This is a genomic window from Neobacillus mesonae, from assembly GCF_023715155.1.
GTDB lineage: Bacteria > Bacillota > Bacilli > Bacillales > Cytobacillaceae > Neobacillus > Neobacillus mesonae_A.
The window spans coordinates 1-20,722 of sequence record NZ_JAMBNQ010000026.1; the positions used below are offsets into that span (position 1 = coordinate 1).

Consider the following 20,722-nt stretch of genomic DNA (forward strand, 5'->3'; position numbering starts at 1 on the left):
CACCCGTTCCCATACCGAACACGGAAGTTAAGCTTCTCAGCGCCGATGGTAGTTGGGGCCTTGCCCCTGTGAGAGTAGGACGCTGCCGGGCAAATAAAAAGACAATCTATAAAAGGTTGTCTTTTTTGTGTTGTCTTTTAAAAAGAAGCTTCTCATAAAGTTGAAAAATTGATCAAGCCTGTGTTATGGAAAAGTTAACTTCAAGGCACATAGCCCCAGTCTATCTACCGTTTAACCGGCAAAAAGTTAGTACTGAGGGTCCATAGATCCTCTCTATCAGCCATCTACCCAGTGAAAGATCAATACATAGGGGATATAGACCAAAGTTATCGCCCTGTATCATATCCAAGTAAAAGCTCAATACAGAGGTTATATAGAGAGAACCTAATCTCCCTTATCTTGGAAAGAATATAAAAGTATTCTTTAATTACCTCAAACCTCCCGTAAGTCCCCAAAAAATCCCAAAATTCATCCAGATAATTTATAAAAAAAGCAGAACCTCTAACTAAAATAGTATTTTTTCCCGCAAATTAGAGGTTTCATAACCGCGAGATTTGGAAAAAATCATAATGTAGTGAATCGTTGCATCTTGAAAAAATTTTAAGTATAATTAATGTCAAATATAGTCAAAGTCAGATATAATAAATGGGGGGTGGAAAGATGAGGAACATCTCCGATATTATTGAAAAATATTTAAAGCAAGTTTTAGAATTGAGTGAAGCTGATCATGTGGAAATTAAACGTGCCGAAGTTGCTGATAAATTTCAATGTGTTCCTTCACAAATAAATTATGTAATAAACACCCGTTTCACTATTGAAAGGGGTTATATTGTCGAAAGCAAACGCGGCGGCGGCGGGTATATCCGTATCATGAAGGTGGAATCCAATGATTATATTGAATTAATTGATCAATTATTGTCGTTAATTCAAAGCAGGATTAGTCAAGTGAGTGCCGAAAATGTTATAGAGAGATTAATACAAGAAGAAATCATTACAAAACGGGAAGCTAAAATTATGCTGAGTGTTATTGACCGATCCGTATTATATATTGATCTCCCATATCGTGATGAACTAAGAGCAAGAATGTTAAAAGCCATGCTTACTACTTTGAAATATAAATAAATTTTTACAATGATTCTCCTCCTGCATCGTGGAGAGAGTACCAAGCTTTAGGAGAGGTGAAAAATATGCTTTGCCAAGAGTGTGGTCAAAGACCTGCGGCACTTCATTTTACTAAAATTATTAATGGTGAAAAAACCGAAGTAAATCTTTGTGAAGTATGTGCCCAGGAAAAAAGTGGAATGTTGATGTTTAGCGGACAACCAGGATTTGATTTTAATAATTTATTAGCTGGTTTATTAAAGATAGATCCTTCATTTCAAAAGCCGAGTCAAAGCCCGCTTCAGCAGGAGGAACTGCTCCATTGTGAATACTGTTCCATGACATTTCCGCAATTTCTGAAGTTAGGCCGATTTGGATGTGCTCATTGTTATGAAACTTTTAAAGACCAGCTCCAACCTGTTTTGAGAAGGCTTCACAGTGGGAACTGGACACATAATGGGAAGATTCCAAAAAGAATTGGCGGCGACATCCATCTACGCAAACATGTAGATGAACTAAAACAAAGCCTGCAACAATGCATTGCCAGTGAAGAGTTTGAGAAGGCAGCTCAAATCCGCGATGAAATTCGCAGTATTGAGAAGAAATTAGCAGGCAATGCTGAGGGAGGGGAATAATTATGTCGCTCGAGCATTTTTTAAACCAAGCGGTAAGCTCTTGGATGAGTGAGGAAGGTCCAGACTCCGATATCGTCTTAAGTACACGTATCCGCTTAGCACGTAATATTGAGCAATATAAATTTCCATCCTTGTTTTCACATGAAGAAGCTAAAATGGTTGTTGCAAAGATGGAACATCTTTTAAAAACATCAGGATTTGAAACGTTTGGACCAATGGAGCTGTTAAAAATTAACGAAATGCAGCCGCTTCAGAAGAGAGTCTTGATGGAAAAACATTTAATAAGTCCTCAGCTCGCAGAAGAATCACCTAATGGGGCAGTGGTATTAACCGAAAATGAAGAAGTTAGTATTATGATTAATGAAGAAGATCATATCCGGATTCAATGTTTATTCCCTGGTCTTCAATTAGCCAATGCCCTGGAGGCAGCAAACGAGATTGATGATTGGCTTGAAGATCATATTCAATACGCTTTTGATGAAAAGTATGGCTATTTGACCAGTTGTCCGACAAATGTCGGTACAGGGATTCGGGCTTCTGTAATGATGCATCTGCCGGGGCTGATTTTGACTCAGCAAATGAATCGAATTGTTCCAGCAATTAATCAATTGGGCTTTGTCGTAAGAGGAATTTATGGAGAAGGCAGTGAAGCGCTGGGGAATATCTTTCAAATATCCAATCAAATTACCCTGGGAAAATCAGAAGAAGATATTTGCCGGGATTTGATGGGGGTTGTCAGCCAGCTAATTTCACAAGAAAGGTCAGCAAGAGAAGCATTACAAAGAACTTCCAACATACAATTAGAAGACAGGGTGTTCCGCTCTTTGGGCGTTTTAACTAATAGCAGGATTATTGAATCTAAGGAAGCAGCCCGTTGTTTATCCGATGTTCGACTCGGTATTGACATGGGCTACATTCATCAAATGTCAAAAAGCATCCTTAATGAATTAATGATCCTGACCCAGCCTGGCTTCCTGCAGCAGTATGCTGGGGGACAGCTAAGGCCGCATGAAAGGGATATCAGACGTGCCGCTTTAATCCGCGAACGTCTTAAAATGGAATCTAAAAACATAAAAGGTGAGGAGTGAACGCTATGATGTTTGGCCGTTTTACTGAAAGAGCACAAAAGGTGCTGGCTTTAGCACAGGAAGAGGCAATCCGCCTTGGACACAATAATATTGGTACTGAACATATTTTATTGGGACTTATTCGTGAAGGAGAAGGAATTGCAGCTAAAGCCCTTTATGGACTTGGATTAGGTTCTGATAAGATTCAAAAAGAAGTAGAAAACCTAATTGGCAAAGGCCAAGAATCCTCACAGATTATTCACTATACACCTAGAGCAAAAAAAGTTATCGAGCTTTCCATGGATGAGGCAAGAAAATTAGGACACTCCTATGTGGGTACTGAGCACATTCTGCTTGGTTTAATCCGTGAGGGAGAAGGGGTTGCTGCCCGTGTCCTCAATAATTTAGGCGTCAGCTTAAATAAAGCTCGCCAACAGGTTCTACAGCTGCTTGGCAGCAATGAATCAGGCGGACATCAAGGCGGTGCTGCTGCAAATGCCAACACACCGACACTTGACAGCCTTGCCCGTGATTTAACTGCAATTGCAAGAGAAGGAAGCCTTGACCCCGTTATTGGTCGCAGTAAGGAAATCCAGCGTGTCATTGAAGTATTAAGCCGCCGGACAAAAAATAACCCGGTATTAATTGGTGAGCCTGGTGTTGGTAAAACAGCTATTGCAGAGGGCCTTGCACAGCAGATTGTGAATAATGAAGTTCCGGAAATACTCCGCGATAAGCGGGTTATGACCTTGGATATGGGGACTGTGGTTGCCGGTACGAAATACCGTGGTGAATTCGAAGACCGTTTGAAAAAGGTTATGGATGAAATCCGCCAGGCAGGTAATATTATTCTATTTATTGATGAGCTGCACACATTAATTGGTGCCGGTGGAGCAGAGGGAGCCATTGATGCTTCTAACATCTTAAAGCCGTCTCTTGCCCGTGGAGAGCTTCAATGTATTGGAGCTACAACACTTGACGAATACCGTAAATATATCGAAAAGGACGCAGCACTTGAGCGCCGCTTCCAGCCAATTCGGGTGGATGAGCCGACTGCGGAGGAATCCATTCAAATTTTAGAAGGATTGCGTGACCGTTATGAAGCTCATCACCGTGTATCAATTACAGACGATGCGATTGAAGCAGCAGTTAAGTTATCTGACAGGTATATTTCAGATCGATTCCTGCCGGATAAAGCGATTGACCTAATTGATGAGGCTGGTTCAAAGGTAAGACTTCGTTCTTATACCACTCCTCCAAATTTAAAAGAGCTGGAGGTTAAACTTGAGGAAGTACGTAAGGAAAAGGATGCAGCTGTTCAAAGCCAGGAATTTGAAAAAGCTGCCTCATTAAGAGATTCCGAGCAGCGATTGCGTGAACAATTGGAGGAAACGAAGAAAACGTGGAAAGAAAAACAAGGAAAAGAAAACAGTGAGGTGACAGTTGAGGACATTGCAGCAGTTGTTTCCAGCTGGACAGGAATTCCAGTTTCTAAACTAGCAGAAACAGAGACTGCTAAGCTTCTTCACTTAGAGGAAATCCTGCATTCACGTGTTATCGGACAGGATGAAGCAGTTGTGGCTGTTGCGAAGGCTGTCCGCCGTGCAAGGGCTGGATTAAAAGATCCGAAACGCCCTATTGGTTCCTTTATCTTCCTTGGCCCTACAGGTGTTGGTAAAACAGAATTAGCCCGCGCCCTGGCAGAAGCTATGTTTGGTGATGAAGATGCTATGATCCGTATCGATATGTCCGAGTATATGGAGAAACACTCGACATCTCGTCTAGTTGGTTCGCCTCCAGGATATGTAGGTTATGAGGAAGGCGGACAGTTAACTGAAAAGGTCCGCAGAAAGCCCTATTCTGTCATTCTCTTGGATGAAATTGAAAAGGCGCATCCAGATGTGTTTAATATCTTGCTTCAAGTACTTGAAGATGGCCGGTTGACAGATTCAAAGGGACGTACCGTTGATTTCCGCAACACAGTTCTGATTATGACATCTAACGTCGGTGCTGAAGCATTGAAACGGAATAAGTTTGTCGGCTTTAACATTCAGGATACAGCTGCACAAGATTACAAGGATATGAAAGGAAAAGTAATGGAAGAGTTGAAAAGGGCTTTCCGTCCTGAATTCTTGAACCGAATTGATGAAATCATCGTCTTCCATGCACTTGAAAGAAAGCATTTAAATGAGATTGTTACACTGTTAGCGGATAGTTTAATTAAACGTTTAAAAGAACAGAATATTTCTGTTGAATTGACACCTGCTGCAAGAGATAAAATCTCAGATGAGGGATATGATCCTGAATACGGTGCAAGACCGTTGAAGAGGGCTATTCAAAAACATATTGAAGACCGTCTCTCAGAGGAGCTGTTAAAAGGTACTTTATTAACAGGCCAGCATGCTATAATAGATGTTGAGAATGGTGAATTCACAGTAAAAACAGCTGAGAAAGAAACTGTAGCAAAGTAATTCAGCTGTAAAGTATTTTAACCGGTTTTTAAAATAAGAGGTACACGTGAATAAAATTAACCCGTGTACCTCTTTTTACATATGACACTAAATTCTCTGTAAGACTAGAGGGGAAGAACAGATGGTAAAAAGGAAAACAAAGTTTATCTGTCAAGAGTGCGGGTATGAATCCCCAAAATGGATGGGGAAATGCCCGGGCTGCGGTACTTGGAATAAGATGGTGGAGGAAGTAGAGGTAACAGGAGCTTCGAGAAGGGGAGCGTTTGCCCACTCTCAAGGCGGTACGATTTTAACCAAACCTACTCCGATTACGTCCATTGAAACCGTGAGTGAACCAAGGATTTATACAGATTTGGTGGAGTTTAACCGTGTCCTTGGCGGCGGTGTGGTTAAGGGGTCGTTAGTACTGATTGGGGGAGACCCGGGAATCGGTAAGTCGACACTTCTTCTTCAAGTTTCATCACAGCTTGCCGGGAAAGGACAAAAGGTTTTATACATATCAGGTGAGGAATCACTAAGACAGACTAAATTAAGGGCGGAACGTTTAGGTATTTCTTCTGAAAACTTGTTTGTCTATGCAGAAACGAATTTGGAGGAAATAAACCGGACCATTGATCAGACCAATCCAAACTTCGTCATTGTTGATTCCATTCAAACCGTTTTTCACCCCGATGTTACATCAGCGCCGGGGAGTGTGTCCCAGGTTCGTGAATGTACGTCAGAATTGATGCGGATAGGAAAAACAAAGGGGATTGCCATATTTATTGTCGGTCATGTGACAAAGGAAGGGTCGATTGCAGGTCCTAGATTGTTAGAGCATATGGTGGATACGGTACTTTACTTTGAGGGGGAAAGACACCATACCTACCGGATTCTTAGGGCAGTTAAAAACCGATTTGGGTCTACAAATGAAATGGGTATTTTTGAAATGAAGGAATTCGGGCTGGAAGAAGTGGCTAATCCTTCTGAAATATTTCTTGAAGAGCGATCCCGCGGAGCGGCTGGTTCAACGGTGGTTGCTTCAATGGAGGGAACCAGGCCGGTCCTGGTTGAAATTCAAGCCTTAATCTCCCCGACGAGTTTTGGAAATCCAAGGAGAATGGCAACAGGAATTGATCATAACCGGGTTCCATTATTAATGGCTGTCCTCGAAAAAAGGGTTGGAATGCTTTTAGCCAATCAAGATGCCTATGTAAAAGTAGCCGGCGGTGTGAAATTGGATGAACCGGCTATTGATTTAGCAGTGGCCATCAGTATTGCCTCAAGTTTTAGGGACCAGCCGACAAGACCAACAGACTGCATAATTGGAGAAGTCGGTTTAACCGGAGAAATAAGGCGGGTGTCAAGGATAGAACAGCGCGTTCAAGAGGCAGCAAAGCTTGGTTTTGAGCGGGTTATTTTACCAGCTAATAATTTAGGCGGCTGGAGGGGACCAAAGGGTGTCGAACTTATTGGGGTTTCATCAGTAAGCGAGGCACTTAAAGCAGCATTAGGGGGATAAGAGATGGAGCATAAAAAGACTGGAGAACAGTCTATTACAGATTTATTGCAATTAATCGCCCCGGGCACGCCCATCCGGGAAGGACTGGATAATGTCCTGCGGGCGAATACTGGCGGATTGATTGTTATTGGCTGTAATGAAAAGGTAAAAAGCGTGGTAGATGGCGGTTTTGTAATCAACTGCCCATTTTCGCCAAGCTTTTTATATGAGCTGGCAAAAATGGATGGAGCCATTATCCTTAATGAAGAGGCCAATAAAATTTTAATTGCCAATGCGCAGCTGGCTCCGGACCCGCAAATTTCGTCCACTGAGACTGGAATGCGGCACCGCACGGCGGAAAGAGTAGCCAAACAAACGAAGGCGCTTATCATTGCGATATCACAGCGAAGGAATGTGATTACCTTGTACCAGGGCAATCACCGCTATGCGTTAAAAGATATTGCGGTGATTTTAACGAAAGCCAATCAGGCCATTCAAACACTGGAAAAGTATAAGGCCGTGATGGAGCAGACGATTATGAACTTCAGCATTCTGGAGTTTGAGGAGTCCGTTACATATAATGATTTTTTATTGGTGCTTCATCGGTTTGAAATGGTTTTGAAAATAAAAACTGAGCTGCTGACGTATTTGTATGAGCTGGGAACAGAAGGGCGGCTCATCCGCTTGCAGATGAATGAAATATTAACAGAGCTGGAAAATGAAATGATGCTGATTATTAAGGACTATGCTTTTGACCGGGAAATTAAGCCGGAGGAAGTCTTGCAACGTATCCAAGTGTCGGTAACCAGCAGTAATCTGGAGGATGCATTCCTGCTTAAATTATTGGGCTATCTTGGATATGTTCATCTGGAGGAAAATAAAAAGTCCCGCGGCTACCGGATTCTTCATAAAATTCCAAGACTTCCTGGTGTGATTATTGAGAATCTAATTGAAAACTTTGGTGACCTTTGCAGCATCATTGCGGCATCCGTTGAGGAGCTGGATGAAGTAGAAGGGATTGGAGAAGTAAGGGCAAAGAAAATCAAAGAGGGATTTAAATTAATTAAAGACCGGCTTTATACAGATAGACATCTTTAAAAAGGTTTATTTTGGAGGAATTTTATTTTTTATCCTGCCTGTAAATGCCGCTGGATCAATCCGTAACAAATGGATTTCAAGATGTTTACATTTTCGAAAAATAATTGGCAAATCACGGTTTCATTTTTACAAATATGTTTATAATTATTAGAGGAGGTGAAGAAATGTTAAAACGTATTGTGCAAGCATGCTTCCTGATCATCGGCGGTACGCTTGGAATATTATTTTTGCCGGAATTATTTAAAGTTTTAGGTTTAGGGTCAGCTGGTCTTATAAATAATTCCTATGTTACTGCTATTTTAGGGGCTATTATTTTTTATCTTCTTACCTTTTGGGCAGTAGATTATGTGTTTGATTTTATTAAGTGGGCTGAGGATTCGCTCGTTAAAATTCCGGTTACCGATGTATTATTTGGAAGCGTCGGATTATTTTTTGGATTATTAGTCGCCTTTTTAGTTGGGTTTGCATTAAATGCTGTCCAAGTGCCAATCTTGAACGCGGTTGCCCCGATTGTTCTAACATTATTATTCGGCTACCTTGGTTTTCAGGTTGGGTTTAAAAAGCGCGATGAACTGCTTAGTCTTTTTGGAAAAGGCGGCAGTAAGAAAAAGTCTGTTGAAGAGGAGTCAGAAAAGCCTTCCGGACGGTCTTTGAAGATTTTGGATACAAGTGTCATTATTGATGGACGGGTAGCGGATATCTGCCAAACAGGATTTTTGGAAGGAACCATTGTTATTCCACAGTTTGTCCTTGAAGAGCTGCAGCATATTGCCGATTCCTCTGATGTGCTAAAGCGGAACCGTGGGAGAAGGGGCCTGGATATTTTAAATCGAATTCAAAAAGAGCTGGCTATTAAGGTGGAAATTTATGAAGGTGATTTTGAAGAAATTCAAGAGGTAGATTCCAAGCTTGTGAAGCTTGCGAAATTAACAAATGGTATGCTTGTCACCAATGATTTTAATTTGAATAAAGTATGTGAGTTTCAAAAAGTGGCTGTTTTAAATATCAATGATCTGGCAAATGCAGTAAAGCCGGTTGTACTTCCGGGAGAGGAGTTAACCGTTCAGGTCATTAAAGACGGTAAAGAACACCATCAGGGGGTTGCTTATCTTGATGATGGTACCATGATTGTAGTGGAGGAAGGCAGAGAGTATATTGGAAAGAGAATTGAAGTTCTTGTGACCAGTGTTCTTCAGACATCTGCCGGCAGAATGATTTTTGCTAAACCAAAGCTGTTAGAAAAGGCATTATAAAGAAAAACCTAGTAAAAAGACTTGGGTTGAACAAATAGAGAGAATGAGGTTTTAGTATGACTTACCAGGTCATTATCCCGGCTGCTGGTCAGGGGAAAAGAATGGGAGCAGGGAAGAATAAACTGCTGCTTGAACTGGATGGAATTCCTGTACTGGTCCATACGTTAAAGGTATTTGAAGCTGATGCGGCCTGTACAGGAATTATTTTAGCCATTCATCCACAGGATGAGGCAGCATTTAAAGTGATAATTCGTAAACATAAACTGACGAAGGCAAAACGTTTGGTGCCTGGCGGGGAGGAACGCCAGCATAGTATTTTTAATGCTTTAAAGACAGTTACAGATCATGGGATTATTCTTGTTCATGATGCTGCTAGACCTTTTATACAAAAGGACGATATTAAGCGTTTGACAGAAACAGCGGAAAAAACAGGCGCTGCCATTATTGGTGTTCCGGCAAAAGACACGATGAAAAAGGTGGAAAATGGTGTTGTGACAACGACTGTTGAACGTTCTAGCTTGTGGGCAGTTCAAACCCCGCAAGCTTTTCGTGTTCCATTGCTCTTGCAGGCATATGAGCAGGCAGACAGAGATCACTTTCTTGGCACAGATGATGCCAGTCTTGTCGAGCGAATAGGCTATCCGGTTACCATTGTAGAAGGCAGTTACGATAATATAAAATTAACAACACCAGAGGATTTATTTTTTGCGGAAGCTATTTTGAAAAAGCGAAAGACGTAGGCGTGCCCTAAATCAGGCACTGAAGCTGGATAAAAGGAGTTTATGAAAATGTTTCGAATAGGACAAGGGTTTGATGTGCATCAATTAACAGAGGGAAGACCGCTTATTATCGGCGGCATTACAATCCCTTATGAAAAAGGGCTGCTGGGGCATTCAGATGCAGATGTATTATTGCATACAGTTTCTGATGCCTGTCTTGGTGCGATTGGTGAGGGAGATATCGGCAAACATTTCCCTGATACGGACCCCCAGTTTAAGGATGCTGATTCCGCCAAACTGATGGAACATATCTGGCAGCTGGTCAAAAATCAGGGATATGAGCTTGTGAATGCAGATTGCACGATAATTGCCCAAAAGCCTAAAATGGCGCCATACATTGAACAAATTCAGGCAAGAATTGCGGAATTGCTGGAGGCTGAAACAAGCCAAATTAATGTTAAGGCGACAACAACAGAGAAGTTAGGCTTTACCGGAAGAGGCGAAGGGATTGCAGCACAAGCTATTGTTCTGCTTAAAAAGGTGAATGTTTAGACTTTATCCGGTAAAATCATAGTGGTAAAATGAATCAGGTGAAAACCAACTGGGAAAGCGGAGGCATTAGAATGTCAAATGAAATACGTGTAAGATATGCACCAAGTCCGACCGGACATTTACATATCGGAAATGCCCGTACGGCGTTGTTTAATTATTTATTTGCCCGTAATAAAGGCGGGAAATTTATTATCCGGATAGAAGACACTGATAAGAAGCGCAATATTGAAGGCGGCGAACAAAGCCAGTTGAAATATTTGAAATGGCTTGGAATCGACTGGGATGAAAGTGTAGATATCGGCGGAGAATACGGCCCCTACCGTCAATCAGAGCGGAATGATATTTATGAGGGCTACTACAAACAGTTATTAGAAAATGGACAAGCATATAAATGTTATTGTACGGAAGAAGAATTAGAAAAAGAGCGGGAAGAGCAGATTGCCCGCGGCGAAACACCGCATTATTCAGGTAAATGCCGTCACTTGACTGCAGAAGACCGGGCACGATTGGAAAATGAAGGGCGGAAACCAAGCATTCGGATCATTGTTCCAGAGGATAAAACTTATACCTGGGATGATATGGTAAAGGGCGTTGTTTCTTTTGAATCTGAAGGCATGGGTGATTGGGTTATAGTGAAAAAAGATGGTACACCGACCTATAACTTTGCGGTTTCCATCGATGATCACTTAATGGAAATGTCACACGTACTTCGTGGTGATGATCATATTTCAAACACTCCGAAGCAGTTGATGGTTTATGAGGCACTAGGCTGGGAACCGCCTATTTTTGGCCACATGACTTTAATTGTAAACGAAAGCCGGAAAAAGCTGAGTAAGCGTGATGAATCTATCATTCAATTTATCGAGCAATACGAAGAATTAGGCTATCTGCCGGAAGCCATTTTTAACTTTATTACTTTGCTCGGCTGGTCGCCTGCAGGCGAAGAAGAGCTGTACTCGAAGGAAGAGTTTATTAAGCTTTTTGATGCAAATCGTCTTTCTAAATCACCGGCACTATTTGATAAACAAAAGCTGTTGTGGATGAACAACCAATACATTAAAAAGGTTGACGTGGAACGGGTGATAGACCTTGCCTTACCACATCTTATTAAGGCTGGCCGTGTACAGGAGAACATGACAGCGGATGAGAAAGAATGGGTGCATCATCTTGTATCCCTGCTGCAGGAAAAAATGAGCTATGGTGCGGAAATTGTGGAGCTTTCTGATTTGTTCTTTAAAGATCAGGTAGAATATGAAGAAGAAGCAAAAGAAGTTCTTGCAGGTGAACAGGTGCCGGAAGTATTAAAGGCATTCTCTGAAGAGATTGACCACATGGAAGGCTTCGAAGCTGACAAAATCAAAGCGGCCATGAAGGCTGTTCAAAAGTCTACTGGACATAAAGGGAAAAACTTGTTTATGCCGATTCGTGCTGCGGTCACAGGACAAACCCACGGTCCTGATTTACCTAAATCCATTGAACTTATAGGAAAAGAAAAGGTTCAACAAAGAATTAAGCAAATTATTAGTTAACATTAAGGTTAAGATGTAATATAGTAAATATAAATATTTTATCCTGCTTAAAGGGACAGTAAGATCCCCGCTTCAATGCTAAGTACAAGCAGGATGCTTAAACGGGTGATCAACGGCCCGTAAAAGCCCGATTAGTTCAACTAACAATCTGCGGGAGAAAAAGTCTCCTACAGACTCAGTTACACCTTATATGAGCTAAAACGTAGAAGAGGAAAAGTAAAAAAATGATTGCTTGAAAGAGAGAACCATCACCGGCTGAAAGTGGTTTAAGCCCCTCATTTTTTGAAATGCACCTCTGAGTCCCATTTCAAAAGAATGTAATCGAGTAGATTTGGGCGGAACCTTTCCGTTAACAAGCAAGAGTGAGGCATGGAAGCTTGCTGCTATTCCTTTTAAGAGATTGCAGGGAAGTTTTATCCGGCCTAATCAGAGTGGAACCACGCACGAGCGTCTCTGTCATTATGACAGGGGCGTTTTTTAATAGTAAAGAACGAAAAATTTCGTAATTCAAGCTGCTGACCAAGGCGCCTTACGCTTTTCGTATTGTTTAGCTTCAGGCGCCAGCGGCTCGAGGTCACAAGCCAATCCGTCTAAAAGGTTAAAAAGCAACCTTTCAGCCGGCTTGTCTTGTGCTTGTCGCCGCTAAGCAGGCGCCTTACGCTTTTAGTATTGTCTAGCTTCAGGCGCCAGCGGCTCGAGGTCACAAGCCAATCCGTCTAAAAGGTTAAAAAGCAACCTTTCAGCCATCTTGTCTTGTGCTTGTCGCCGCTAAGCAGGCGCCTTACGCTTTTAGTATTGTCTGGCTTCAGCGCCTAGCCCCTCGAGGTCATAAGCCAATCCGTCAAGAAGGCTAAAAAGCAGCCTTCTAGCCGGCTCGTCTTATGCTTGTCGGGGCTGACCAAGGCGCTTACGCTTTTCGTATTAGGGGGGATGGAAATGTTTAGAATGTTAATGGAAGATGTTGATGTTGTATTTGATCAAGACCCGGCGGCACGGACGAAATTAGAGGTGGTTTTAACCTATTCAGGTCTGCATGCAATTTGGGCGCACAGGTTTGCTCATTCGTTCTATAAGCGGAAATTATTTTTTCTGGCACGGGTTATTTCCCAAATCAGCCGCTTTTTCACGGGAATTGAAATTCATCCAGGGGCAAAAATAGGCAGGAGATTTTTTATTGACCACGGGATGGGCGTGGTTATTGGAGAAACCTGTGAAATCGGAGATAATGTAACTATCTATCAAGGGGTAACATTAGGCGGAACAGGGAAAGAAAAAGGAAAGCGGCATCCGACCATTAAGGATAATGTTCTTATTTCTACAGGGGCAAAAGTGCTTGGCTCCATTACCATTGGGGAAAATTCTAAGATTGGCGGCGGGTCGGTGGTCTTAAAAGAGGTGCCCCCTAACTCTACTGTGGTAGGTATTCCAGGAAGGGTCGTCATTCAGGACGGCAAGCGGATTAAAAGAGATCTAAATCATAGTGATCTGCCAGATCCAGTTTCTGATCGTTTTAAAGAAATGCAGGCCGAATTAGAATGGCTGAAATCTGAACTAAAAGAATTAAAACAGGAAGGGAAAAACGTTAATGACCATTCAACTGTATAATACACTGACACGAAAAAAAGAAACATTCGTACCGCTGGAAGAAGGAAAAGTGAAAATGTATGTGTGCGGTCCGACTGTCTATAATTATATTCATATTGGTAATGCTCGTCCGGCCATTGTTTTTGACACGGTCCGCCGTTATTTTGAATTTCGCGGCTATAATGTCCAATATGTTTCTAACTTTACCGATGTGGATGATAAATTAATCCGGGCAGCGAAACAACTTGGGGAAGATGTTCCTACGATTTCCAATCGCTTTATTAATGCTTATTTCGAGGACGTATCAGCATTGGGCTGCAAGAAGGCCGATATTCATCCAAGGGTAATGGAAAATATGGATATCATTATTGACTTTATTGAACAGCTTGTTGAAAAAGGATATGCATATGAATCAGAGGGGGATGTCTATTTCCGGACACGCAGCTTTGATGATTATGGGAAACTTTCGCACCAGTCCATTGATGAACTGCAGGCAGGAGCCAGAATTGAAGTGGGCAATAAAAAAGAAGATGATTTGGACTTTGCTTTATGGAAAGCCGCAAAGGAAGGGGAAATCTTCTGGGAAAGTCCATGGGGACCAGGACGCCCAGGATGGCATATTGAATGTTCAGCGATGGCAAAGAAATATCTTGGAGAAACAATCGATATTCACGCCGGCGGCCAGGATTTGACCTTCCCGCACCATGAGAATGAAATTGCCCAATCTGAAAGCTTATCAGGGAAAAACTTTGCAAACTATTGGATGCACAATGGTTATATCAATATTGACAATGAAAAGATGTCAAAGTCACTCGGTAACTTTGTCTTGGTACATGATATTATCAAGAAGCATAATCCGCAGGTTTTACGATTTTTTATGCTTTCGGTTCATTACCGCAATCCAATTAACTATAGTGAAGAGCTGCTGGAAAGCACAAAGGCAGCATTTGAACGATTAACAACATCTTATCAAAATTTAAAGTACCGCCGGGAAGCAAGTACAAATTTAACAGAAAATAATCAGGAGTGGATTGATAAAATAAAAGCATTAAGGGCGGAATTTATCGAAGCCATGGATGATGATTTTAATACCGCACTGGCTATTTCTGTACTGTTCGAACTATCCAAATTGGCGAATTATTATCTTTTAGAAAAGAATACAGCGGTGGAAGTTATTGATGCATTTACAAAACAATTTGAGGAATTATTTACCGTTCTTGGTTTAACGATTGGTCAGGAGGAAATGCTGGATGAAGAGATTGATGCGTTAATTGAAACTCGGATCCAAGCAAGGAAGGACCGGAACTTTCAATTAGCTGACCAGATTCGTGATCAGTTAAAGGAAATGAACATTATCTTGGAAGATACTCCTCAAGGTACAAGGTGGAAAAGAGGCTAATTCATGCTTGATTATGAAAATACATTAGATGCATTCCAGTTAAAAGCTCTTGCCCTTGCTTATATGGGTGACGCAGTATTTGAAATATATGTCCGCCGTCACCTTCTTTACAGCGGTCAGGTCCGGCCGCACCTTTTGCATCGTGCTGCAACGGGATATGTCTCTGCTAAGGCTCAATGTAAGATTCTGTTTCAGATGATGGACGACGACCTTTTACATGAGGACGAGTTGTCAGTCGTATCACGTGGAAGGAATGCAAAGTCGGGGACAGTTCCAAAAAATACGGATGTGCAAACCTATCGATATAGTACGGCCTTCGAAGCATTAATGGGCTATTTATATTTATCAGGTAAACAAGAGCGGCTGGAAGAGCTTATCCAGAAGGCCATTCGATATGTTGAAGAACAGCAGAAAGGAGGAGCATCACATTGAATCAAGAATACATCATTGGCAAAAACCCGGTGATTGAGGCTTTAAAATCCGGCCGGGATATTAATAAAATTTTAATTGCGGAAGGGTCCCAGCATGGCCAGATGCAGCAAATTACCAGGCTTGCAAAAGAGGGAAATGTTTTGGTCCAATTTGTGCCAAAGAAAAAGATTGACCAAATCACTGATCAAAACCATCAGGGTGTTCTCGCCTATATTGCAGCCTATCAATATGCTGAACTAGATGATATTTTTACTGCTGCCGAAAGGAAAAATGAGCCTCCTTTCTTTTTATTATTGGATGAAATCGAGGACCCGCATAATTTGGGCTCCATTATGAGAACAGCGGATGCTTCCGGTGCTCACGGAATTATTATCCCAAAACGCCGGGCTGTCGGATTAACTGCAACGGTTGCAAAAGCTTCAACAGGGGCAATTGAATATATACCTGTAGTCAGGGTCACGAATATGGCCCGAACCATTGATGAACTAAAAGAACGAGGAATTTGGATTGCCGGAACGGACGCTGCTGGTACTCAGGATTATCGGCAGTTTGATGGTACACTGCCGCTTGGACTGGTCATTGGCAGTGAAGGAAAAGGAATGGGCCGGCTGATTAGGGAGAAGTGTGATTTCCTTATTCGTCTTCCGATGATTGGGAAAGTTACATCATTAAATGCGTCTGTTGCAGCAGCATTGCTTATGTATGAGGTTTATCGAAATCGACACCCTCTTGGGGACTAGGGCTTATGGATATCCTGCTTGTAGACGGCTATAACATTATTGGTGCATGGCCCGAGTTAAAAGCGCTAAAGGATTACGACCTAGCTGCAGCAAGGGACCGCTTAATTGATAGAATGGCAGAGTACCAGGCCATTTCAGGCTATCGGGTAATAGTGGTTTTTGACGCATATTATGTACCTGGGACGGAAAAAAAGTATAGAAATTATAAGGTGGAAGTTATTTTTACAAAAGAGAATGAGACGGCTGACGAACGAATTGAAAAGCTGGCCATCAGTTTAAATAATCGAAGGACGCAAATCCATGTGGCCACCTCTGATTATACGGAGCAGTGGGCGATTTTTGGACAAGGGGCATTAAGAAAATCTGCTCGTGAACTGTTGAATGAGATGTCTTCAGTCGAAAAAGGCATTGAAAGGAAAGTGAAAAACATACAAGAAACAAAACCGGTCAGCAAAATCCCAATTAGCGATGAGATGGCGGAAATTTTCGAAAAGTGGCGCAGAGGACAGGAATGACCCTCGACTTCAAAAAATTTCTAATGTATAATAATGTTATCTATGCTTGTTCGGTGGAGGGGATCGCGCTTGAGTACTGACTTCGGAGCAAAGGTCAATGAGCAGCTGTTCGTTATGGAAGACGAGAGTATTATTGATTTAGTGCACAAAGGTGACAGTGATGCATTGGATTATTTAATTCATAAGTATCGGAATTTTGTTCGTGCAAAGGCAAGATCCTACTTTTTGGTGGGAGCAGATAAGGAAGACATTGTCCAAGAGGGAATGATTGGACTATATAAAGCAATTCGTGATTACCGCGAGGACAAGCTTACTTCATTTAAGGCATTTGCTGAGTTATGCATTACCCGCCAGATTATTACGGCTATTAAAACAGCCACAAGGCAGAAGCATATTCCATTAAATTCATATGTTTCCCTAGACAAGCCTATCTATGATGAGGAATCAGACCGAACGCTGATGGATGTATTGTCAGGTGCGAAAGTATTGGACCCGGAGGAACTCATTATTAATCAAGAGGAGTTTGATCATATTGAGTTTAAAATGACTGAATTATTGAGCGACCTGGAACGTAAAGTCCTTGCACTATACTTGGATGGTCAATCTTATCAGGAGATTTCTGAAGAACTGAACCGTCATGTGAAGTCCATTGATAATGCCCTCCAAAGAGTCAAGAGGAAGCTTGAGCGTTATCTGGAGATACGTGAATTTTCTTTATGAACGCTTTAGCAGTTGAAAAGATGGGTGCTCTTTGAGTAAGGTTTCGATGGTTGTTGACAATAAATTGGGTCACATGTTACATTTTTAAGATATACAGAAGGTGCTAAAAATGAGTAAAAAAGTGGTACTTGCTTGTGTTGAATGTGGTTCGCGAAATTATTCAACTATCAGCAAAGAGACACAAAACACTAGATTGGAATTGAAAAAGTTCTGCAAAACTTGTGCAACCCATACCATTCACCGAGAAACAAAATAAGGTACAGATTTTAGCAGTGCTATTTGCCATAGTTGGGGGTTACAAAGAATGCAACGCATTAAGAAATTCTTCAGCGATGTTGTTCGCGAAATGAGAAAAGTCAGCTGGCCAAGGAAGGGCGAGCTTACCCGTTCGACGGTTACTGTACTAACAACAGTTGTATTTTTTACCGTGTTCTTTGCGGTATTGGACTTAGGAATTTCAAAGTTGATTCGTTTAATTCTTGAATAATTAATAATATTTCATGGTATAATGGTAATCAATAAGGAAATTTTATCTAAAGGCCCGTTTTGACGGGTTTTTTAATTTGGTTTAAAAAGTGAAATACTGCTTTTTAGGCGGCTGGAACGCGGCTGAACAAAATAGATGAATCTCCAATTTATCAAGCAGGGAGGGACGGACAATCTAGTCCTCTGAAATGGAAAAGAACTGGTATGTTGTTCACACTTATTCAGGTTATGAAAATAAGGTAAAAGCGAATTTGGAAAAGCGTGTTGAATCAATGGGTATGACAGATAAAATATTTCGTGTTGTCGTACCAGAGGAAGAAGAAACAGAAATCAAAAACGGCAAGAAAAAGGTTGTAAAAAGAAAGGTATTCCCTGGTTATGTACTTGTGGAACTCGTGATGACTGATGACTCCTGGTATGTTGTAAGGAATACACCTGGTGTAACAGGATTTGTCGGTTCTGCCGGTTCAGGTTCAAAGCCCACTCCATTGCTTCCGGAAGAAGTAACGTCGCTTTTGAAACGCATGGGTGTGGAAGAAAAACGTGTGGATGCTGACTTTGAAATTGGCGAAACGGTACGCGTGAAGGAAGGGCCATTTGCGAACTTCACTGGTAATATTGAGGAAATGGACAAGGATAAGGCGAAACTGAAAGTGCTGGTTAATATGTTTGGACGGGACACTCCAGTAGAGCTTGACTTCACACAAATTGATAAATTATAAACTGTTATTGTAAAAAAACTTGAAATCAATTATAAAAAGTGGTAATATTTCAAGGGTCAGTATGTCTCAATTTAAGAGACAGGACTATTGTCGATTTCTTTATTTTTAATATAAAGAAGATAGATGAGTGGGAGGGAACAACCTAAAAGGTGCCCTATTAACCACATCACGGACTTTAAGGAGGTGTGTCTCGTGGCTAAAAAAGTAATTAAACTTGTTAAATTGCAAATCCCTGCTGGTAAAGCAAATCCAGCGCCGCCAGTTGGTCCTGCATTAGGTCAAGCCGGTGTTAATATCATGGGATTCTGTAAGGAATTTAACGCTCGTACAGCAGATCAAGCTGGATTGATTATTCCTGTTGAAATTACGGTATTTGAAGACCGTTCATTTACATTTATTACGAAAACTCCTCCTGCTGCCGTTCTTTTGAAAAAAGCAGCTGGAATCGAGTCTGGTTCAGGCCAGCCTAACCGTAATAAAGTAGCAACAGTAAAGCGTGATAAAGTACGCGAGATTGCGGAAACAAAAATGCCCGACCTAAACGCAGCTAGCGTTGAAGCAGCAATGCGCATGGTCGAAGGTACTGCACGCAGCATGGGCATCACTATTGAAGACTAATCCATGTAAACTGTGAATGTAATGAAAGGGTTGCGTAGTCCAAAAGTACTCGCAACCTTTTTCGTGGGAGGTCCATTCCGCTAAAACCACAAATCGAGGAGGAAATTTTAAAATGGCTAAAAAAGGCAAAAAATATATTGAAGCTGCGAAACTAATTGATCGTTCAAAAGCTTATCCAGTTGCAGAAGCAATTGACCTAGCTAAGAAAACAAACTTTACAAAATTTGATGCAACCGTAGAAGTTGCTTTCCGTTTAGGCGTTGACCCTAAGAAAGCTGACCAAAACATCCGCGGTGCTGTAGTGCTTCCAAACGGAACTGGTAAAACTCAACGCGTATTAGTATTCGCAAAAGGTGAAAAAGTGAAGGAAGCTGAAGCAGCAGGCGCTGATTATGTAGGAGATTCAGAATACATTAATAAAATTCAGCAAGGCTGGTTTGATTTTGATGTAATCGTAGCAACTCCAGACATGATGGGTGAAGTTGGTAAGCTTGGCCGTGTATTAGGACCTAAAGGCTTAATGCCAAACCCTAAAACAGGTACAGTTACATTTGATGTAACAAAAGCAATTAACGAAATCAAAGCAGGTAAAGTAGAATACCGTGTTGACAAGGCTGGAAATGTCCACGTGCCAATCGGTAAAACTTCTTTTGAAAACGAAAAGTTAGTTGAAAACTTTACTACTGTATTTGATACAATGGTAAAAGCAAAACCTTCTGCTGCTAAAGGAACCTACATGAAGAACGTTACTGTTACTTCAACTATGGGTCCTGGCGTGAAGGTAGATCCTTCTTCCGCAGGAGCTAAGTAATTTTTACCAATTGACAATGTAAACAACATTCTCTATAATATGATTTGTTGTTTAAAAAATAAACATTTGTACCGTAGACAGCAGGTGCTGCTAAAGCTTAATTTCCTGCCGAGGTTAGCGTATAGAAATTTATGCATCCTCCATGTCTCGTGTTCGATATGGAGGATTTTTAATGCCTGGTATAAATGTAGACAATCTACAGGAGGTGTAAAAATGGGCAGTGTAATCGAAGCTAAAAAACAAGTTGTTGAAGAAATCTCTGAGAAATTAAAAAACAGTGTGTCAACAATTGTAGTTGACTACCGAGGTTTATCAGTTGCACAAGTAACTGAACTTCGTAAACAACTTCGTGAAGCTGGCGTAGAATTTAAAGTTTACAAAAACTCAATGACACGCCGCGCCGCAGAAGCTGCTGAGCTATCTGGATTAAACGAAGTATTAACAGGTCCAAATGCTATTGCGTTCAGTACTGAAGATGTAGTAGCACCAGCAAAAATTTTAAACGAATTCGCGAAAAAGAACGAAGCGCTTGAATTAAAAGCAGGTGTAATCGAAGGAAACATCGCAACAGTTGAGGAAATTAAAGCTCTTGCTGAACTTCCTTCACGCGAAGGCTTACTATCAATGCTACTCAGCGTACTACAAGCTCCAATCCGCAACCTTGCTCTTGCTGCAAAAGCTGTTGCAGATCAAAAAGAAGAACAAGGCGCATAAGAAGGCGAAAACGTCTTTTTTATGGATGGAAAAGCACAAGTCGTTCTGGCCGGAAGGCTGCTATTTAGCTTTCTTA

Annotated in this window: 22 protein-coding genes, 1 rRNA gene and 2 other annotated features; all 23 genes read left to right on the forward strand. The window is 41.4% G+C overall.

Annotated elements, in window-relative coordinates:
* Nucleotides 1-91: ribosomal RNA gene (gene rrf / locus M3183_RS18270) — 5S ribosomal RNA — on the forward strand; the annotation flags it as partial.
* Nucleotides 92-660: 569 nt separating this feature from the next.
* Nucleotides 661-1,122 (forward strand): CtsR family transcriptional regulator, encoded by a 462-nt coding sequence (locus tag M3183_RS18275; protein WP_251471975.1) that lies wholly within the window; start codon nt 661-663, stop codon nt 1,120-1,122.
* A 65-nt stretch (nt 1,123-1,187) separates the two neighbouring features.
* Nucleotides 1,188-1,736 carry a UvrB/UvrC motif-containing protein gene (locus tag M3183_RS18280; protein ID WP_251471978.1) on the forward strand — a complete coding sequence of 183 codons (549 nt, stop codon included), beginning with the start codon at nt 1,188-1,190 and terminating at the stop codon, nt 1,734-1,736.
* A gap of 2 nt (nt 1,737-1,738) precedes the next feature.
* Complete coding sequence (locus M3183_RS18285; protein ID WP_251471979.1) at nt 1,739-2,824, forward strand: protein arginine kinase; 1,086 nt, start codon at nt 1,739-1,741, stop codon at nt 2,822-2,824.
* Nucleotides 2,825-2,829: 5 nt separating this feature from the next.
* Nucleotides 2,830-5,274: an ATP-dependent protease ATP-binding subunit ClpC gene (gene clpC, locus M3183_RS18290; protein ID WP_251471980.1), complete on the forward strand. Its 2,445-nt coding sequence runs from the start codon at nt 2,830-2,832 to the stop codon at nt 5,272-5,274.
* A gap of 121 nt (nt 5,275-5,395) precedes the next feature.
* Nucleotides 5,396-6,775, forward strand: coding sequence for a DNA repair protein RadA (gene radA / locus M3183_RS18295; protein ID WP_251471981.1), 1,380 nt, complete (start codon nt 5,396-5,398; stop codon nt 6,773-6,775).
* A gap of 3 nt (nt 6,776-6,778) precedes the next feature.
* A complete protein-coding gene (gene disA / locus M3183_RS18300; RefSeq protein ID WP_251471982.1) occupies nt 6,779-7,852 on the forward strand; it encodes a DNA integrity scanning diadenylate cyclase DisA in 1,074 nt (357 codons plus the stop codon).
* A gap of 164 nt (nt 7,853-8,016) precedes the next feature.
* Nucleotides 8,017-9,105 (forward strand): PIN/TRAM domain-containing protein, encoded by a 1,089-nt coding sequence (locus tag M3183_RS18305; protein WP_251471983.1) that lies wholly within the window; start codon nt 8,017-8,019, stop codon nt 9,103-9,105.
* A gap of 56 nt (nt 9,106-9,161) precedes the next feature.
* Nucleotides 9,162-9,845: a 2-C-methyl-D-erythritol 4-phosphate cytidylyltransferase gene (gene ispD, locus M3183_RS18310; protein WP_251471984.1), complete on the forward strand. Its 684-nt coding sequence runs from the start codon at nt 9,162-9,164 to the stop codon at nt 9,843-9,845.
* A 48-nt stretch (nt 9,846-9,893) separates the two neighbouring features.
* Complete coding sequence (gene ispF / locus M3183_RS18315; protein ID WP_251471985.1) at nt 9,894-10,376, forward strand: 2-C-methyl-D-erythritol 2,4-cyclodiphosphate synthase; 483 nt, start codon at nt 9,894-9,896, stop codon at nt 10,374-10,376.
* 71 nt (nt 10,377-10,447) lie between these two features.
* Nucleotides 10,448-11,905, forward strand: a complete 1,458-nt coding sequence (gene gltX / locus M3183_RS18320; RefSeq protein ID WP_251471986.1) for a glutamate--tRNA ligase — start codon at nt 10,448-10,450, stop codon at nt 11,903-11,905.
* A gap of 194 nt (nt 11,906-12,099) precedes the next feature.
* Nucleotides 12,100-12,363: a binding site (T-box leader), on the forward strand.
* Between the two features lie 478 nt (nt 12,364-12,841).
* On the forward strand, nt 12,842-13,510 hold the full coding sequence (gene cysE / locus M3183_RS18325; protein ID WP_251471987.1) for a serine O-acetyltransferase: 669 nt from the start codon (nt 12,842-12,844) through the stop codon (nt 13,508-13,510).
* A complete protein-coding gene (gene cysS, locus M3183_RS18330; RefSeq protein WP_251471988.1) occupies nt 13,491-14,888 on the forward strand; it encodes a cysteine--tRNA ligase in 1,398 nt (465 codons plus the stop codon). The genes cysE and cysS overlap by 20 nt, the downstream gene beginning before the upstream one ends.
* Nucleotides 14,889-14,891: 3 nt before the next feature.
* The gene (locus M3183_RS18335) at nt 14,892-15,320 is read left to right on the forward strand and encodes a Mini-ribonuclease 3 (RefSeq protein ID WP_251471989.1); all 429 of its coding nucleotides are present in this window, start codon (nt 14,892-14,894) and stop codon (nt 15,318-15,320) included.
* Complete coding sequence (gene rlmB / locus M3183_RS18340) at nt 15,317-16,060, forward strand: 23S rRNA (guanosine(2251)-2'-O)-methyltransferase RlmB (protein ID WP_251471990.1); 744 nt, start codon at nt 15,317-15,319, stop codon at nt 16,058-16,060. The genes M3183_RS18335 and rlmB overlap by 4 nt, the downstream gene beginning before the upstream one ends.
* A gap of 5 nt (nt 16,061-16,065) precedes the next feature.
* Nucleotides 16,066-16,575 (forward strand): NYN domain-containing protein, encoded by a 510-nt coding sequence (locus M3183_RS18345; RefSeq protein ID WP_251471991.1) that lies wholly within the window; start codon nt 16,066-16,068, stop codon nt 16,573-16,575.
* 114 nt (nt 16,576-16,689) lie between these two features.
* Nucleotides 16,690-17,295: an RNA polymerase sporulation sigma factor SigH gene (gene sigH / locus M3183_RS18350; RefSeq protein ID WP_396953735.1), complete on the forward strand. Its 606-nt coding sequence runs from the start codon at nt 16,690-16,692 to the stop codon at nt 17,293-17,295.
* Between the two features lie 109 nt (nt 17,296-17,404).
* Entirely contained in the window at nt 17,405-17,551 is a 147-nt protein-coding gene (gene rpmG, locus M3183_RS18355) for a 50S ribosomal protein L33 (RefSeq protein ID WP_251471994.1), read from the forward strand.
* 48 nt (nt 17,552-17,599) lie between these two features.
* Nucleotides 17,600-17,782 (forward strand): preprotein translocase subunit SecE, encoded by a 183-nt coding sequence (gene secE, locus M3183_RS18360; protein ID WP_251471996.1) that lies wholly within the window; start codon nt 17,600-17,602, stop codon nt 17,780-17,782.
* 187 nt (nt 17,783-17,969) lie between these two features.
* Complete coding sequence (nusG, locus tag M3183_RS18365; RefSeq protein ID WP_251471997.1) at nt 17,970-18,503, forward strand: transcription termination/antitermination protein NusG; 534 nt, start codon at nt 17,970-17,972, stop codon at nt 18,501-18,503.
* A 192-nt stretch (nt 18,504-18,695) separates the two neighbouring features.
* On the forward strand, nt 18,696-19,121 hold the full coding sequence (rplK, locus tag M3183_RS18370; protein WP_251471998.1) for a 50S ribosomal protein L11: 426 nt from the start codon (nt 18,696-18,698) through the stop codon (nt 19,119-19,121).
* A gap of 112 nt (nt 19,122-19,233) precedes the next feature.
* Entirely contained in the window at nt 19,234-19,932 is a 699-nt protein-coding gene (gene rplA / locus M3183_RS18375) for a 50S ribosomal protein L1 (protein WP_251471999.1), read from the forward strand.
* 53 nt (nt 19,933-19,985) lie between these two features.
* Nucleotides 19,986-20,112: a sequence feature (ribosomal protein L10 leader region), on the forward strand.
* A gap of 33 nt (nt 20,113-20,145) precedes the next feature.
* Nucleotides 20,146-20,646, forward strand: coding sequence for a 50S ribosomal protein L10 (gene rplJ / locus M3183_RS18380; RefSeq protein WP_251472000.1), 501 nt, complete (start codon nt 20,146-20,148; stop codon nt 20,644-20,646).
* Nucleotides 20,647-20,722: the final 76 nt, after the last annotated feature.